The sequence below is a fragment of the Streptococcus sp. ALY_208 genome, assembly GCF_058314295.1.
Map to the genome: position 1 here is coordinate 199,011 of NZ_JBZFUI010000002.1, position 15,779 is coordinate 214,789.

The 15,779-nt window shown below is 42.5% G+C and carries 14 protein-coding genes; 5 read left to right on the plus strand and 9 right to left on the minus strand.

The window, feature by feature from the left end:
* Window positions 1-137: 137 nt before the first annotated feature.
* The gene (locus AC4HAI_RS03220) at window positions 138-740 is read left to right on the plus strand and encodes a class I SAM-dependent methyltransferase (protein ID WP_491110430.1); all 603 of its coding nucleotides are present in this window, start codon (window positions 138-140) and stop codon (window positions 738-740) included.
* A gap of 68 nt (window positions 741-808) precedes the next feature.
* Here the strand turns inward: AC4HAI_RS03220 and uvrB are convergent, their stop codons facing one another.
* Window positions 809-2,800 (minus strand): excinuclease ABC subunit UvrB, encoded by a 1,992-nt coding sequence (gene uvrB, locus AC4HAI_RS03225; protein ID WP_491078957.1) that lies wholly within the window; start codon window positions 2,798-2,800, stop codon window positions 809-811.
* On the minus strand, window positions 2,793-3,443 hold the full coding sequence (locus AC4HAI_RS03230; RefSeq protein WP_491110431.1) for a hypothetical protein: 651 nt from the start codon (window positions 3,441-3,443) through the stop codon (window positions 2,793-2,795). The genes uvrB and AC4HAI_RS03230 overlap by 8 nt, the downstream gene beginning before the upstream one ends.
* 193 nt (window positions 3,444-3,636) lie before the next feature.
* Here AC4HAI_RS03230 and AC4HAI_RS03235 point away from each other — a divergent pair, with 193 nt between their 5' ends.
* Both AC4HAI_RS03235 and AC4HAI_RS03240 read left to right on the plus strand, forming a co-directional pair.
* Window positions 3,637-5,832 carry an ABC transporter substrate-binding protein/permease gene (locus tag AC4HAI_RS03235; protein WP_491078955.1) on the plus strand — a complete coding sequence of 732 codons (2,196 nt, stop codon included), beginning with the start codon at window positions 3,637-3,639 and terminating at the stop codon, window positions 5,830-5,832.
* Window positions 5,832-6,572 carry an amino acid ABC transporter ATP-binding protein gene (locus tag AC4HAI_RS03240; RefSeq protein ID WP_491110433.1) on the plus strand — a complete coding sequence of 247 codons (741 nt, stop codon included), beginning with the start codon at window positions 5,832-5,834 and terminating at the stop codon, window positions 6,570-6,572. Before AC4HAI_RS03235 ends, AC4HAI_RS03240 begins: the two co-directional genes overlap by 1 nt.
* Window positions 6,573-6,806: 234 nt before the next feature.
* Here the strand turns inward: AC4HAI_RS03240 and AC4HAI_RS03245 are convergent, their stop codons facing one another.
* The 6 genes from AC4HAI_RS03245 to cdaA all read right to left on the minus strand — a co-directional run bounded on the left by AC4HAI_RS03245 (window position 6,807) and on the right by cdaA (window position 12,119).
* Complete coding sequence (locus AC4HAI_RS03245; RefSeq protein WP_491078953.1) at window positions 6,807-6,974, minus strand: hypothetical protein; 168 nt, start codon at window positions 6,972-6,974, stop codon at window positions 6,807-6,809.
* A gap of 23 nt (window positions 6,975-6,997) precedes the next feature.
* Window positions 6,998-8,311, minus strand: coding sequence for a GTPase ObgE (gene obgE, locus AC4HAI_RS03250; protein ID WP_491078952.1), 1,314 nt, complete (start codon window positions 8,309-8,311; stop codon window positions 6,998-7,000).
* Window positions 8,312-8,366: 55 nt separating this feature from the next.
* Window positions 8,367-8,498 carry a DUF4044 domain-containing protein gene (locus AC4HAI_RS03255; protein WP_491110434.1) on the minus strand — a complete coding sequence of 44 codons (132 nt, stop codon included), beginning with the start codon at window positions 8,496-8,498 and terminating at the stop codon, window positions 8,367-8,369.
* Window positions 8,499-8,877: 379 nt separating this feature from the next.
* On the minus strand, window positions 8,878-10,233 hold the full coding sequence (glmM, locus tag AC4HAI_RS03260; RefSeq protein ID WP_491110435.1) for a phosphoglucosamine mutase: 1,356 nt from the start codon (window positions 10,231-10,233) through the stop codon (window positions 8,878-8,880).
* A gap of 49 nt (window positions 10,234-10,282) precedes the next feature.
* On the minus strand, window positions 10,283-11,272 hold the full coding sequence (locus AC4HAI_RS03265) for a CdaR family protein (protein WP_491110437.1): 990 nt from the start codon (window positions 11,270-11,272) through the stop codon (window positions 10,283-10,285).
* The gene (gene cdaA, locus AC4HAI_RS03270) at window positions 11,262-12,119 is read right to left on the minus strand and encodes a diadenylate cyclase CdaA (protein ID WP_491078948.1); all 858 of its coding nucleotides are present in this window, start codon (window positions 12,117-12,119) and stop codon (window positions 11,262-11,264) included. The genes AC4HAI_RS03265 and cdaA overlap by 11 nt, the downstream gene beginning before the upstream one ends.
* A gap of 109 nt (window positions 12,120-12,228) precedes the next feature.
* Between cdaA and murT the strand changes: the two genes are divergently transcribed.
* Together murT and gatD are read left to right on the plus strand one after the other, a co-directional pair.
* Window positions 12,229-13,572, plus strand: coding sequence for a lipid II isoglutaminyl synthase subunit MurT (gene murT, locus AC4HAI_RS03275; RefSeq protein ID WP_491078947.1), 1,344 nt, complete (start codon window positions 12,229-12,231; stop codon window positions 13,570-13,572).
* A complete protein-coding gene (gatD, locus tag AC4HAI_RS03280; protein WP_491078946.1) occupies window positions 13,572-14,360 on the plus strand; it encodes a lipid II isoglutaminyl synthase subunit GatD in 789 nt (262 codons plus the stop codon). Before murT ends, gatD begins: the two co-directional genes overlap by 1 nt.
* An 80-nt stretch (window positions 14,361-14,440) precedes the next feature.
* Here the strand turns inward: gatD and AC4HAI_RS03285 are convergent, their stop codons facing one another.
* Entirely contained in the window at window positions 14,441-15,718 is a 1,278-nt protein-coding gene (locus AC4HAI_RS03285; RefSeq protein ID WP_491110439.1) for a hypothetical protein, read from the minus strand.
* Window positions 15,719-15,779: the final 61 nt, after the last annotated feature.

Here is a 15,779-nt window from a genome sequence, read left to right on the forward strand (position 1 = left end):
ACAGTGATCTATTTAGGCTTTATTATAACACATAGGTCATGCAAAAAATTTAGTTGGATAGCTATCTTTCTCATTATTTAACATGTTGGCTACATTGAATTAGCGAAAGAGGTATTATTTTAGTATATAATAGTTATATGAATTATCTTATCACCTATTTGATTAGGCAGTCGAAACAGCCAAGTGGTCTGGTCGGTCGTCTCCTCACTAAAATCTGGTCAACTTATTTTCAAAAGCTGAGTCTTTGGACACTGAACTTAACGACTATACCACAAAGCGCTAGAATTCTTGATATCGGCTTTGGCGGTGGGAGTAATATCAAGTCCCTTGTATCGATAGCTAAAGAGGCCTATATTTATGGTATTGATGTGTCTAATGAAGCCTATAAACAAGCGAGCAAACTGAATCGCCAACTCATCCAAAATGGACAGGTCCACCTCAGCCTAGCAGATGTCGCTCAACTCCCTTTTTCAGATCAAAGTTTTGATCTCATTGTGGCAACACAAACCCACATCTATTGGGATGAACTCGCCGAAGGTCTGGCAGAATGCGCACGCGTTTTAAGAAAAGACGGGCAACTCCTTATCAGCAGCGAAAAGGACAAAATCAATTATCATTTACCCGCATACAGTGATCCAAACGATTTTGTTGCTCTACTAAACCAACAGGGCTTTTCCGAAATTACGGTCAAAGATACCCCATCTTATATCGGTTTTATTTGCCAGAAAAAACAGAGCTAGCCTTATGCATTAGCCCTGTTTTTTTACTTTTTAAAGATAGACAATAGGAAAGCAGACAATCTCCTTACTTAATCCATGGCCTTCAGCTCTAACACCATATCACGAATCTGAGCGGCCAGTTCAAAGTCAAGCAGCTCAGCAGCTTCTTGCATCTCTTTTTGGAGCTTCTTGATGGCCTCTTGACGTTCTTTCTTGGACATGGTCGATACATCCATCTCATCTGCTACTTGTGTTTCTTCATTGGTCTTAGTAATAGCAATAAGGTCCCTAATTTCCTTTTTGATCGTTTGCGGAACAATACCGTGCTCTTCATTGTAGGCCATTTGAATTTGTCGGCGACGGGCGGTTTCATCCATTGCTTTTTGCATAGACTCTGTCACCGTATCGGCATACATGATAACATGACCCTGGCTATTACGGGCAGCACGACCGATGGTCTGGATGAGGCCGCGTTCATTGCGCAAGAAGCCTTCCTTGTCAGCGTCCAAAATAGCAATCAAACTGACCTCAGGCACATCGATTCCTTCACGCAGGAGATTGATCCCAATGAGCACATCAAAGACTCCTAGGCGCAAATCACGAATAATCTCCGTTCGCTCCAGAGTCTTAATGTCGCTGTGCATATACTTAACCTTAATTCCCATCTCTTTAAGATAGTCGGTCAAGTCCTCTGCCATTTTCTTTGTGAGAGTTGTGATGAAAGTGCGCTCGCCCTTTTCGACACGGTCATTGATTTCACCTAACAAATCATCCATCTGCCCCATAGTAGGACGCACTTCGACTTCTGGATCAAGCAAGCCGGTCGGACGAATAATCTGCTCAATTACTGTGTCAGTCTGCTCCATCTCATAGTCACCTGGAGTGGCAGACACGTAGACAATCTGATGGACATGGCTTTCAAACTCTTCACGACGTAAGGGACGATTGTCCAATGCACTAGGCAGTCGGAAACCATAATTAACCAGCATCTCCTTGCGGGAGCGGTCACCATTGTACATTCCCTTGATCTGTCCCATAGTCATGTGGCTTTCATCAATCATGATGAGAAAATCTTCCGGAAAGAAATCCAGCAAGGTATAAGGCGGCTCCCCTTCACTGCGCCCATCCATGTGACGGGAATAGTTTTCGACACCATTGGTGTAACCCATCTCACGCAGCATCTCAATATCATAGTCTGTCCGCTGTTTGAGACGCTGAGCTTCCAGAAGCTTGCCTTCGGATTCAAAGAGCTGCAGCTGGTCTTCAAGCTCAGCTTGAATTTTACTGATAGCCACTTCCATGTGTTCTTCATTGGTCATAAAGTGGGTCGCTGGGAAAATTGCCAGATGATCCACTTCACCTAAATGATGACCTGTTAGGGCATCAATCTCACGGATACGGTCGATCTCATCTCCAAAAAATTCAATTCTGAAGGCGTGCTGGTCACGGCTGGCTGGAAAGACCTCAACCACGTCACCTCGAACCCGGAAGCGCCCCCGTTGGAAATCGATGTCATTGCGTTCAAATTGAATATCAACTAAATCGTTGAGAAGCTGGTCACGGGAGATTTCTTGACCGGGACGCAGGCTAACCACACTATCCGAATATTCTTTTGGCGACCCCAAACCGTAGATACAGCTGACAGAGGCTACAACGATAACATCGTTGCGCTCCAACAGTGCTGAAGTCGCTGAGTGACGAAGCTTATCAATTTCATCATTGACCGAGCTATCCTTCTCGATATAGGTATCAGACGAAGGGACATAGGCTTCTGGCTGATAGTAATCATAATATGAGACGAAGTACTCGACAGCATTGTCAGGGAAAAACTCCTTAAATTCTCCATAGAGCTGACCCGCTAAGGTCTTGTTATGAGCGATGACCAGTGTCGGCTTGTTGACCTTGCTGATGACTTGGCTCATGGTATAGGTCTTACCTGTCCCTGTTGCACCTAGCAAGATTTGAGCCTTCTCACCACCCTCAATGTTATCGACTAATTGTTCAATAGCTTGCGGTTGGTCTCCTGATGGTTCATACTTAGAGACTAATTTAAATTGATTATCTGTTACACGCTCAATCATCTTTACTCCTTATTTTTTTCATATAATCTATAATTTCAACTGTAGAAAACTTGGTTACAAAAATGATCCTAAAATCCACAATACGTGTATTTTGGATTGTTTCCAACTTTCCCTTACCCCTGTAACCAAATTGTTTGGCATAAGAAACTGCCTGATTTCCTTCCTTGAATACAAGGTAAAAATATGCATAGGTACTTTCCATCACACTGCCTGCAGATAAGTGTGACTCATTATCTACCACTTGTGCCACCTTTAGGGTATTTTTGAAAATCCGGTTGGCACTGTTTCCATACCCTTCGCTGAACTCTTGAGATAGTGTCTTATTTCGTCGACCGATCGTTTCAATCAGGTCATAAGGTATCACCAAGCGCTTATTCCTAAACAGACCATAATAACGGGTGACTGCCGTCTCATCGAAACGAAATACAATTCGTCCTTGAAAGAGACCAATCCCGAAGTGAATAGCAGGTAAAAGTGCTACGAGAGCAAAAACGCCATTAAATACTAGATAAATCAGTCTTTCTAACCAATCAAAATCAGGCAAAAAGAACCCGCTTAAAAACAGCATTAACCAGAAAAGGCCGAATGGTCCACATAACACTATGACCGTTAGGGTCTTCCATAAGCTATATCTTATTGTCATCACATTCTCCCACTGTTCCTTTTATCTATTTTATCACAATTCAAATGCTTCGTTTGTCATCACATTCTACTTGCAACATTATTTTTTAGAAGTCCATGTTATATTTTCTTACATAGATCTCTAAAAAATTTGAACCTGCTACCTTTTTTTGGTAAAATAGGGTCATATCTTACATTATTATAAGGAGAAAAATATGAAGAACAAACTGCTGGCACTTACAGCGAGTGTCTTATCAGTCTTCTTTATTTTCAGTGGTAAGGTTGAAGCAGCTGATAAGATTTCGATCGTATCGGATACCGCTTATGCCCCATTTGAATTTATGGACACTGACCACAAATATAAGGGGATTGATGTCGATATTATCACCGAAGTTGCTAAGCGATCTGGCTGGGACTATAAGCAAACCTACCCTGGCTTTGATGCTGCTATGAATGCGGTCTTATCTGGGCAATCTGACGGTCTAATGGCAGGAACGACCGTCACAGAAGCTCGAAAAAAAGAATTGACCTTCTCAGATACCTACTATGACACAGCTGTCGTCATCTATACAAAAAAAGGAGAAGACAGTGTCAGTGATTATCAGCAGCTGAAAGGAAAGACTGTTGGGGTCAAAAATGGAACGGCCGCACAGGCTTGGCTAAACGAACATGCTTCTGAATACGGTTACACCGTCAAAACCTTTGATACCAGCGATTTGATGAACAATAGCCTTGATCAGGGTAATGTCTATGCTGCTATGGATGATAAACCTGTCGTCCAATACGCTATCAAGCAAGGTAAAAATTATGAAATGAATATGGAGGGTGAAGCTGTTGGTAGCTTTGCCTTTGGGGTCAAAAAAGGCAGTGATAAAGAATACTTAGTCGATGATTTCAATAAGGCTCTAGCCGCTATGAAAAAAGACGGTACTTACGATAAGATCATGAAGAAATGGCTGGGAGATTCTGTCAATGAAAATTCAACAACCCCTTCTGCCCAGCTAAAATTGACCGGAAAGGCTGATGCCAAGGCTAAGTCTGTTAAAGATACCTATACTATCGTATTAGATTCGTCTTTTGCACCGTTTGAGTTTCAAAAAGGCAATGATGCTTACACTGGTATAGATGTCGAACTCATTCAAGCTATTGCTAAACAACAAGGCTTTAAGGTTAAATTACAATATCCTGGCTTTGATGCTGCACTTAATGCTGTTCAAACCAGTCAAGCAGATGCTATGATTGCTGGTATGTCCATAACGGATGAACGTAAAAAGCAATTCGATTTTTCGGATGCTTACTACACCTCAAAGATTATTGTCGCTGTTGCATCAAATTCTCAGGTCAGCAAATATGAAGACCTCAAGAATAAAACTGTCGGTGCTAAGAAGGGAACCTCTTCTTATGAATGGTTGAGCGCTAACGACGACAAATACGGCTTTAAGGTCCGTGCTTTCGATGATGGTTCTACCCTGTATGATAGCCTTAACAGCGGTACTGTGGACGCTATTATGGATGATGAAGCAGTCCTAAAATATGCCATCTCTCAGGGGCGTAAATTTAAAACACCTATTGCAGGTGAAAAATCTGGGGATCTTGGATTTGCTGTTAAGCGTGGTTCCAACCCTGAATTAATCCAAATGTTCAACAATGGTCTTGCTCATTTGGTCAAAACTGGTGAATACGACAAGATCATCAACAAATACTTAGGGTCTAATAAGACTGCCAACACTGATGCTGCAGATGAGACAAGCATTTGGGGGCTGATCAAAAACAACCACGAGCAATTACTGCAAGGGCTCTGGATTACTATTGCCCTGACCCTACTTTCCTTTGCTATTGCTATGGTCATCGGGGTTATCTTTGGTATGATGGCAGTTGCTCCAAGTAAGACTCTCAGATTAATCTCTCAAATCTTCGTTGATGTTGTCCGTGGTATTCCTTTGATGATTGTAGCAGCTTTCATCTACTGGGGAATTCCTAACCTGATTGAATCCATTACCGGTAAGCAATCACCTATCAATGATTTCTTAGCAGCTACTATCGCCCTCTCGCTCAATGGTGGTGCCTATATTGCTGAGATTGTGCGGGGCGGTATCGAAGCTGTTCCTAAGGGACAGATGGAGGCTAGTCGAAGCTTGGGAATCTCCTATGGAACGTCTATGCGTCGGGTTATTCTTCCACAGGCTATCCGTCTGATGTTGCCAAACTTTATCAATCAATTTGTCATTTCACTTAAGGATACAACCATCGTTTCTGCGATCGGCTTGGTTGAACTCTTCCAAACTGGTAAGATTATTATTGCCCGCAACTACCAATCCTTCCGTATGTACGCCATTCTTGGTATTATCTATCTAGTGATTATCACCCTATTAACACGTTTGGCTAAGCGCTTAGAAAGGAAGTTGAAATAATGGCAGAATTAAAAATTGATGTTCAGGATCTTCATAAGTCCTACGGTGACAATGAAGTCCTAAAAGGCATCGACGCTCAATTTCACGAAGGGGATGTTATTTGTATTATTGGTCCTTCAGGCTCTGGTAAATCAACTTTCCTTCGCACCCTGAACCTCTTAGAAACTATCACGAGTGGACGTGTTATTGTCGATGGCTATGAGCTTTCGGATCCTAAAACCAATGTGGATAAGGCACGAGAAAATATCGGAATGGTATTTCAGCACTTCAACCTTTTCCCACACATGTCTGTTCTAGACAATATTACCTTCGCACCTATCGAGTTAGGTAAGATGGATAAATCAAAGGCAGAGCAAGTAGGCATGGATCTGCTGGAGAAAGTTGGGTTAGCGGACAAGCGTGATGTTAGTCCTGAAAGTCTCTCCGGTGGTCAAAAGCAGCGTGTTGCGATTGCTCGCAGCCTCGCTATGAACCCTGACATCATGCTCTTTGATGAACCCACATCAGCATTGGATCCTGAAATGGTCGGTGATGTTCTCAACGTTATGAAGGATCTCGCTCAACAGGGAATGACCATGTTGATCGTTACTCACGAAATGGGCTTTGCCCGTCAGGTAGCCAACCGAGTTATCTTTACCGATGGTGGGCAGTTCCTCGAAGACGGGACGCCAGAGCAAATCTTTGATAATCCTCAGCATCCCCGCCTTAAAGAATTTTTAGACAAGGTGTTGAATGCCTAATCTCATTTCTATACCCTTCCGTTAACTTGTTGTTAGCGAGGGTATTTTTTTAGCCAATGAGAAACGAATCTGATACAAAAATCCAGTTTCGTTGGTATTATGTAGGTTTACTAGATTAACAAGTACCTGAAACAGTCCACCAGAGTGTTTCAGGGATATCGCCTAGAAAGATAAAAGAGCAAAAAAAATCAGTAAACCGTGATTTCATCACGATTTACTGATTGCGTCTCACTCTCAATTTTTTGTCGCTTCTTGAGCTTCCTTTTTCTCTCTTTCTAAACGCTCTTTACGCTTAGGATTGAGGGTATTGAAAAGCTCTTCTAACTTTTCAGCATTCCAAACATCGGCTGCTGACACAAAGTTACCATCTTTGTCTTTAAAGGATATTGGTTTATCTCCCATAGCATACCTCTATCATTAAAAGTTTAATCTACAAACTCAAATTCAAAATTTCCAATACGGACGAGGTCACCATCTTTAGCACCACGATCACGTAGGGCCTGGTCAACTCCCATTCCCCGCAGTTGGCGAGCGAATTTCATCAGAGATTCGTCACGCTCTAAGTTAGTCATGACAAAGAGTTTTTCCAGTTTAGCCCCAGACAAGACCCAGGTTGCATCATCGTCACGTGAGATTTCAAATGGCTGTTCGTCAGCATCAAAGCCATAGTAGGCTTCCTCTTGTTCCATATCTTCTTCGCTGTAGAGCAAGAACTCATCCGTTTGATCGAGTAGCTCTGCCGTCGCTTCTAATAAATTTTCCAAGCCCTGATGCGCCAAGCTTGAGATTGGGAAGATCATCGGTAGCTCTTCAAATTCATCATAATTAGCGGCGAGTTTTTCCTTAAAACTCTTGAGATTGTCCTGCGCCTCAGGCATATCCATCTTGTTTGCCACAATAATCTGCGGACGCTCCATGAGACGAAGATTATAGGTTTCCAATTCATTATTGATAGAAAGGTAATCTTCATAAGGATCACGTCCTTCAGAAGCAGACATATCGATCACATGCAGGATAACACGGGTGCGCTCAATGTGACGGAGGAACTGAGTTCCAAGCCCAACACCTTGACTGGCCCCCTCAATAAGACCAGGCAGATCCGCCATAGCAAAGCTCTCACCCGATTTGGTACGTACCATCCCAAGATTGGGTACAATGGTTGTAAAGTGATAAGCTCCTATTTTGGGCTTAGCTGCGGTTACGACACTAAGCAAGGTAGATTTCCCGACTGACGGGAAGCCAACCAGTCCTACATCTGCTAAAATCTTCAGCTCTAACTGCAACTCACGTTCTTCGCCTGGTTCCCCATTTTCAGAGATTTCCGGTGCCGGATTGCGTGGTGTTGCAAAGCGAATATTCCCACGGCCACCGCGACCGCCTTTAGCGACCACGAATTCTTGACCATTCTCAACTAAATCAGTTAGAATCTTGCCAGTTTCAGCATCTCGCACTGTTGTACCGGGTGGAATAGCGACAATCAGGTCTTCGGCCCCACGTCCGTGCATGCCCTTAGTCATCCCCTTCTCACCATTTTTAGCCTTGAACTTACGATTATAACGAAAATCCATCAGAGTGCGCAAGCCCTCATCGACCTTGAAGATGACTGAGCCACCCTTGCCGCCATCACCGCCCCATGGTCCACCATTAGGGACATATTTCTCACGGCGAAAGGCCACCATACCATCTCCGCCACGACCAGCTTTGACGCTGATCTTAGCTGTATCCAAAAACATACTCATTATGATTAATTCCTTTTAAAACTCTAAAAAAACGCTCTCGAAAGCGCTTTTTGACTTAATTGAAGATGGCAGAAAGTGCAGTGAGAACTCCTGCTGAAATCGTAATAATTACCATGATCAGTACAACTAAGCGTGTCAAACGTTCAAAACCTGTCTTCTTACGTGGCCCATTATCTCCAAATGCCATAATCTCTTCCTCTCAATTAGTGATATTATAACTTATATTACCATGATTAAGGGGAATGCGCAAGACTTACCTAGATAGAGTATGGGGTGCAGATTTTTAGAAAGTAGAGAAGTATATTTAAAAACAGGAGAAATTCGAATAGCTTGTTTGTCATGTCATCATCCCTTCGTCTATTTCCTTTCAATCGTAGTCATATGACTGGATTACTTGACCTTTTTTTGAGAGCTGTCACTCTTTGTAGATAGGGGTCTAGCTTTTTGAATCTTTTGCTTATAAAAGAGGCTGAGACAAAAGTTCTCAGCCTTATTTATTTAGACAATTTTACTGACTAGGCGCAGGGGTTGGATATCCTTATTTTGGGATATACTCTCTTGACGACTTATGGCTCTATACCGATTTTTTGACGGACAACTTCTGCAATAGTGTCCACATAATAATCAACCAATTCTTGGGTAGGCGCCTCTGCCATTACACGAAGCAAGGGCTCTGTTCCACTTGGACGAACCAAGATACGACCGTTACCAGCCATTTCCTTTTCCATCTTTTCAATAATTGCAGCGATTTCAGGGACATCCATAGCTTTAGACTTCATAGTGTTATCCACACGGATATTAACTAGTTTTTGAGGGTAGATAGTCACTTCAGATGCTAGTTCTGACAAGGTTTTACCAGTTTCCTTAAGTATTTTAGCAAGCTGTACTCCAGTCAACTGACCGTCACCTGTCGTATTGTAATCCATGATGACTACATGTCCTGACTGCTCTCCTCCCAAATTATAGCCGTTCTTTCTCATTTCTTCAACAACGTAGCGATCCCCAACAGCTGTCACTACTTTATTAATATTTTGCTGATCGAGAGCCTTATGGAAGGCCAAGTTAGACATGACAGTGGTCACGATTGTATTGTGGGCGAGTTTCCCTTGCTCAGATAAATACTTACCAATGATAAACATAATACGATCACCATCAACGATAGCACCATTTTCATCAACAGCAATCAGACGGTCACTATCACCATCAAAAGCTAAACCAAGATCGGCACCAACCTCTTTGACCGTCTCTTGTAGTTGCTCAGGATGGGTAGAGCCACAGCCATCATTAATGTTGAGACCATTGGGACTTTCACCGATCACTGTGATATCTGCGTTCAAGTCGAGAAAAACATCTCTGGCTGAGACGGAGGCAGCCCCATTAGCAGTATCCAAAGCAATTTTCATTCCTTCAAGATCTGTGCCAGTCTCTACTAAAAATTTCTCGTACTTGCGCAGTCCTTCGGGATAATCAACAACAGTCCCAATCCCTTGGGCTGACGGACGTGGCAGGGTATCTTCCGGAGCTTCCAAAAGAGCTTCTATCTCTTCTTCACGCGCATCATCTAGTTTAAAGCCATCACTTCCAAAGAACTTAATCCCATTATCCTGAGCAGGATTATGGCTAGCTGAAATCATGACACCCGCACTAGCTTTTTCAGTGCGAACCAAGTAAGAAACGCCAGGAGTTGCTAAGACACCAAGATTGTAAACTTCGATACCTACTGAGAGCAAGCCTGCTACTAAAGCAAATTCCAGCATCTCACCAGAAATACGGGTATCCCTGGCTACAAATACTCGAGGACGTTCTATCTCATGCTGGCTAAGGACATAGCCGCCAAATCGCCCCAGTTTAAAGGCCAATTCTGGTGTCAGTTCTACATTTGCTTCTCCACGAACGCCGTCTGTTCCAAAATATTTTCCCATAATAGTCTTAGTGCTGGGCACTTTCCTCCATTCTTCTATCAAAATACTACTAATGTTTTTTTACTTTAAAGGTGACCTTTACTCTACCTGGAGTGACAAGATTATCACCTGAAGATAGTGAAACTGTTTTTGTCGTATTTTTAGTAATTTGTGCAATATCTATTGTAGCCGTCACCGACTTAATCTTATCCAGATCTTTCTTCTTTCCTCTAAGGGTGACCTTTGAGGTACCTAGACTATAGTCGATAGAAGCTACAGACGGATCCATCTGACCAGTGAACTTGATCTTGACTGGAACCTTCTTAGTTGATGAGGTAACGTTCACTTTAAGGTTGGCTGTTTGTTTCTCAATCGTTGCAGGCAGGACATTGCCTTTTTTATCAACAGCTTCTAAATTAACCTCCCCTTGATAATCTTTCGTTAAAGGGGAAATATCGTCAGGTAAACTAGCTCTGATGTGGTCAATGCGTGTGATTGTATCCTCGTTACTGGTCACTGCTACCTTATCCAGTGACACAGTGGCAGATCCTAGGCTATAGCCCTTTTGTAACTGTTTTGTTTCAATATCAGCTTGAACATTAAAATTCTTAGTTTTGCGCTTACCTATGGTGACATTCACTGTTCTTGGAATAACCTTAGCTGTCATACCAGAAGGTAGGTTGTGAACATCCAGCTCTACATTTGAAGTCCCTTCTGCAACATTGCTGAGATCGGCTACCACTTGAATATTTCTAGTCGAAGCATCCAATTCAGTGGTTAAATTAATCCTGTTTGAAGATGATAATTGCACGCTAACATTGCTAGCATAACCAGAAATATAGTATTTTTTACTATCATATTCAAAGCTAATAGGAATATTTTTTAAGGTATGACTGTAAGTAGAGGAACGACTGCCATTTGTGATTCCTCTTGTATTTCCTTCGCCGGTTGTTACCGTTAAAAAGACAAGCGTAGCTAGAAATACTGAAAAAAGAGCGGTAACCAAACGTCTTCTTATTTTTCTTCTGAGAGAGTAATGTTTAAACCATTTACTTATCACCTGAGTGCCCTCCTCTCAGACGCTTAAGAAGAGAAGGACGTTGAGGTTGTGATTGTATGAGATTGTCACGTAAAAAGCTTTCAAGCTCTTCTTTAGACAAATCATGTAGGAACTCTCCACGGTAGGTCACAGAAAGACCACCTGTCTCTTCGGAAACAACCAAGGTTAATGAATCTGAGTTCTCCGACAAGCCAATAGCGGCACGATGGCGCGTTCCAAACTCTTTAGAGATGCTAGCTGACTCTGTCAATGGTAGGTAAGAGCAAGCTGTCGCAATCTTATTGCCTCTAATAATCACAGCTCCATCGTGTAACGGTGTATTGGGAATAAAAATATTAATTAAGAGCTGGCTGGATATATCTGCATCCAATTGAATCCCCGTTGAGATATACTCCTGCAATGTTTGAGTTCCCTCAATAGCGATCAAGGCTCCGATCTTACGTGGACTCATGTAGGCAACAGCCTTCATCAAGGCATCGATGACCTGTTCTTCCTCAGTCAAATTAGAGGTTTGGATAAAGGTCTGAGGAGCACGCCCAAACTTTTCCAACCCCGTACGGATCTCGGGAGTGAAAATAACTACTGCTGCAATAACTCCATAAGTAATAACTTGATTCATCAAGTAACTAACAGTTGTCAGCCCAATCGCTTGTGCCAGAAAGCGCAGTAAGACAAATAGGATAACTCCCTGGACTAAAGACATGACCTTGGTTCCAGCTAAAGCATTGATAAACTTATAAATCAAATAGGCAACAATGGCAACATCTAAGATATTGACCACTAGAGCCCATGGACTGGAAAAGACCGATTGCCAGAACTCTGGATCAACATTAATGAGACTATTCATAACTCCCTCTCTTATTAGAATAAACTGGTGAAATCATCCTTACTATTATAGCATGTTTTGCCATCTTTTTCGCTATCCTTCTCCCTTATTTTTGTGATAGAATAGTGGTATGAATTTACGTACATTATTAGGAATCACAGCGGGCAAAACCGCTCACACTGTTTTGAGTAAAATGGGGCGGGGATCGACCCTCCCTGGACAGTTAGCCTTAAAATTTGATCCTACTATTTTGGATAAATTAGCTAAGGATTATGAAATCGTCGTTGTGACCGGTACCAATGGCAAGACACTGACGACAGCTCTCATCGTTGGGATTTTAGAGGAAGCCTTTGGCCCCATCGTTACTAACCCTAGCGGAGCCAATATGATCTCAGGAATCGCCTCAACCTTTTTGACAGCAAAAAAGAGCAAATCTGGTAAAAAGATCGCTGTCCTAGAGATTGACGAAGCCAGCCTACCTCGGGTTACTGATTATCTCAAACCTAGTCTATTTGTCTTCACCAATATCTTCCGGGATCAAATGGATCGCTATGGAGAGATTTACACTACCTACCAATTTATTTTAGATGGAGCTAGTAAGACTCCAGAAGCTACGATTTTAGCCAATGGAGACAGCCCAATTTTTAACTCTGGCGAGGTTAAAAATCCTAGGAAATTCTATGGCTTTAATACTGAGAAAACTCCAGCCAAACAAGCCCACTATAATACCGAAGGAATCCTCTGTCCCAACTGTCAGCATATCTTAGAGTATAGGCTAAACACTTATGCTAATCTCGGTGATTATGCTTGTCCAAACTGCGATTTCAAGCGTCCTGAGTTAGACTATCAATTAACTGAGTTAACTGATATCACCAATACCTCATCATCTTTTGTTATTGACGGACAAGATTATAAAATTAATGTCGGTGGTTTATACAATATTTACAACGCTCTAGCCGCTGTTGCTGTTGCTGAACATTTCGGAATTGACCCAAGCAAGATCAAAGAAGGCTTTAATAAGAGCCGGGCCGTATTTGGGCGACAAGAAACCTTCGCCATCGGAGATAAATCATGCACTTTGGTCTTGATTAAAAATCCAGTGGGCGCCAGTCAAGCCTTGGAAATGATAAAACTAGCACCTTATGATTTTAGCCTGTCGGTCCTGCTCAATGCTAAATATGCCGATGGCATTGATACTAGCTGGATATGGGATGCTGATTTTGAAGCTATCACTCATATGCCTATCACTGAAATAAATGCTGGTGGTGTCCGTCATTCTGAAATTGCACGCCGCCTGCGTGTCACAGGCTATCCTGAAGATAAGATTACCCAGCATGACAATCTAGAAGCCATTATGGCAGCGATTGAGTCTCAGGAGGCTGATCATGCCTATATCTTAGCCACTTACACGGCTATGCTGGAATTTCGTGAACTGTTAGCCAATCGACGAGCTGTAGAAAAGGAGATGCACTAATGGTCTATACTTCATTACAATCCCCACAAAATAAAGATTACTCTTATCAACTCAATATTGCTCATCTCTACGGTAACCTTATGAATACCTATGGTGATAATGGCAACATCCTTATGCTCAAGTATGTCGCAGAAAAGCTCGGTGCTAGTGTGACCGTTGATATCGTTTCTTTGGAGGATGACTTTGATGACAATCATTACAATCTTGTCTTTTTCGGTGGAGGGCAGGATTATGAGCAAAGCATCGTCGCCAAAAATCTTCCTCTGATCAAAGACTCGATCGGTCGCTATATTGAGAATAACGGTGTCCTTCTCGCTATCTGCGGAGGATTTCAGCTCTTGGGTCAATACTATATCCAAGCCAATGGGCAACGTATCGATGGTATTGGTGTGATGGGGCATTATACACTCAATCAAAAGGATAATCGCTATATCGGTGATATCAAAATTCACAATGAGGAATTTGATGAAACCTATTATGGTTTTGAAAACCATCAAGGTCGTACCTTTTTATCAGAGGATGAAAAGCCTCTAGGAGTCTGTGTCTATGGCAGTGGGAATAATAAAGAAGACGCAACCGAAGGCGTCCACTATAAGAATGTCTTTGGTAGCTATTTCCACGGTCCTATCCTTTCTCGAAACGCTAATCTGGCTTACCGCCTAGTTACGACTGCCTTGCGTAATAAATATGGGCAAGAGATTCCATTAGCCAGTTATGATGAAATCCTCAGCCAAGAGATTCCAGAGGAATATGCTGACATCAAATCCAAGGCAGACTTTACAGCCTAGTTTCAAAAGTCCAATTCATCGGGCTTTTATTTTTCAAAAAAAGAGACCCGATGGGTCTCTTTTTGGCTTCTTAAATCTGATTATTTTTCTTCTTTTTTGGAGTATTTACCAGCAACGAAGGCAATAATAGCTAGAATAACAGCACCAGAAAGAAGATAAGCAAAAATGTTAGAGTTCTTTTTGACACCTACTTCTGATTCTCCATTTTGCTTACCAGAAGCAATGGGTTTTTCAGAAGAACTGCTTGATGATGAGCTACCTTTCGCATCTTTTTCATCCTGAACACGAGTTGATGATGGAGCTGTTGGACTTTGTGGCAATGATTTCTCTACATCGTCTTGACGTCTTGCACGTCCCTCAGTCGCAGATTTCCCTTCAATAGCAGATGGACTTGTTGGCATAGAGTCATCTGGTTTTGAATCCTCGACAGAAGGCTTGGTTGATGGCTGGTCATTGTTTTGACTCGGTTTAGGCTCATCTCCTGATCCTGATGGTGCTTCAGAACCTGGATTTGGAGCTGGAGTTCCTGGAGCAGGAGATTCAGATCCAGGTCCTGGATTTGGAGCTGGGGTTTCTGAAGTAGATGGACCTTCTCCTGGAGCAGGAGATTCAGACCCAGATCCTGGATTTGGAGCTGGGGTTTCAGATCCTGGATTTGATGGAATTTGAGTGTTAGGATCTACTTCAGATGAGCCAGTCTCTGAATTTTGCGGTTCCATATTTGGCATGGATTCCAACTTAACTGGAACAAATACATCTTTTTTAGAATTATCTTTGTAAGTGATTACCACATGAACAGTAGTATCTTCAGTAGGGGTGAATGGGAACGACACCTTGTCATCCTCTACAGAGGCAGTAGCGCCATCAGGTAGTTCTCCTTCTCCAAATGCCTTTCTAATAAAGTCATCTTCACTAGCAATTACTTCGTTGGGTTGGACTTTAACTTCTTGTGGTTCAATCCCAGAGTTTTCTACTTCTGTTGCAGACTGTTCACTATTATTTTCACTAGTCGTTTCTTCAGCTGTGCTTGCTGCTGTTGCTGGACTAGTCACGTCATCTGCTGCAGTCTCTGAAGGAAGTTCAGCTACTGCTGCAGATTCTTCTTTTGGAGACTGGCTTGCTGCTGGCTCCGATGAAGCTGTAGCAGGTGTTTCTGTTTCAGGTACCGCTGTCGCCTCTGCAGCAGATGTCTGCTCAGCTGTTTCTTGCACTTGTGGAGTAGCCGTTTCAACAGCTCCTGCTGAGGCAGGAGTTGCTTGGTTTTCATCAGCAAAAGTTGTAGTGGTTGCAAGGACACTAGCGAAGAATAAACTTCCTACCAATGCACTCTTTACCGTTTTTGATGTCTTTGAAATCATCTCATTAATCCTCCTGAGATATTAAGCTATGTTAGGATGGGCTTATGCTTGGCATAAAACC

Bases quoted from the DNA above. Each gene is read 5' to 3' on its own strand.
- AC4HAI_RS03220 (WP_491110430.1), top strand. From the start codon at position 138: ATGAATTATCTTATCACCTATTTGATTAGGCAGTCGAAACAGCCAAGT.
- uvrB (WP_491078957.1), bottom strand. From the start codon at position 2,800: ATGATTGAGCGTGTAACAGATAATCAATTTAAATTAGTCTCTAAGTAT.
- AC4HAI_RS03230 (WP_491110431.1), bottom strand. From the start codon at position 3,443: ATGACAATAAGATATAGCTTATGGAAGACCCTAACGGTCATAGTGTTA.
- AC4HAI_RS03235 (WP_491078955.1), top strand. From the start codon at position 3,637: ATGAAGAACAAACTGCTGGCACTTACAGCGAGTGTCTTATCAGTCTTC.
- AC4HAI_RS03240 (WP_491110433.1), top strand. From the start codon at position 5,832: ATGGCAGAATTAAAAATTGATGTTCAGGATCTTCATAAGTCCTACGGT.
- AC4HAI_RS03245 (WP_491078953.1), bottom strand. From the start codon at position 6,974: ATGGGAGATAAACCAATATCCTTTAAAGACAAAGATGGTAACTTTGTG.
- obgE (WP_491078952.1), bottom strand. From the start codon at position 8,311: ATGAGTATGTTTTTGGATACAGCTAAGATCAGCGTCAAAGCTGGTCGT.
- AC4HAI_RS03255 (WP_491110434.1), bottom strand. From the start codon at position 8,498: ATGGCATTTGGAGATAATGGGCCACGTAAGAAGACAGGTTTTGAACGT.
- glmM (WP_491110435.1), bottom strand. From the start codon at position 10,233: ATGGGAAAATATTTTGGAACAGACGGCGTTCGTGGAGAAGCAAATGTA.
- cdaA (WP_491078948.1), bottom strand. From the start codon at position 12,119: ATGAATAGTCTCATTAATGTTGATCCAGAGTTCTGGCAATCGGTCTTT.
- murT (WP_491078947.1), top strand. From the start codon at position 12,229: ATGAATTTACGTACATTATTAGGAATCACAGCGGGCAAAACCGCTCAC.
- gatD (WP_491078946.1), top strand. From the start codon at position 13,572: ATGGTCTATACTTCATTACAATCCCCACAAAATAAAGATTACTCTTAT.
- AC4HAI_RS03285 (WP_491110439.1), bottom strand. From the start codon at position 15,718: ATGATTTCAAAGACATCAAAAACGGTAAAGAGTGCATTGGTAGGAAGT.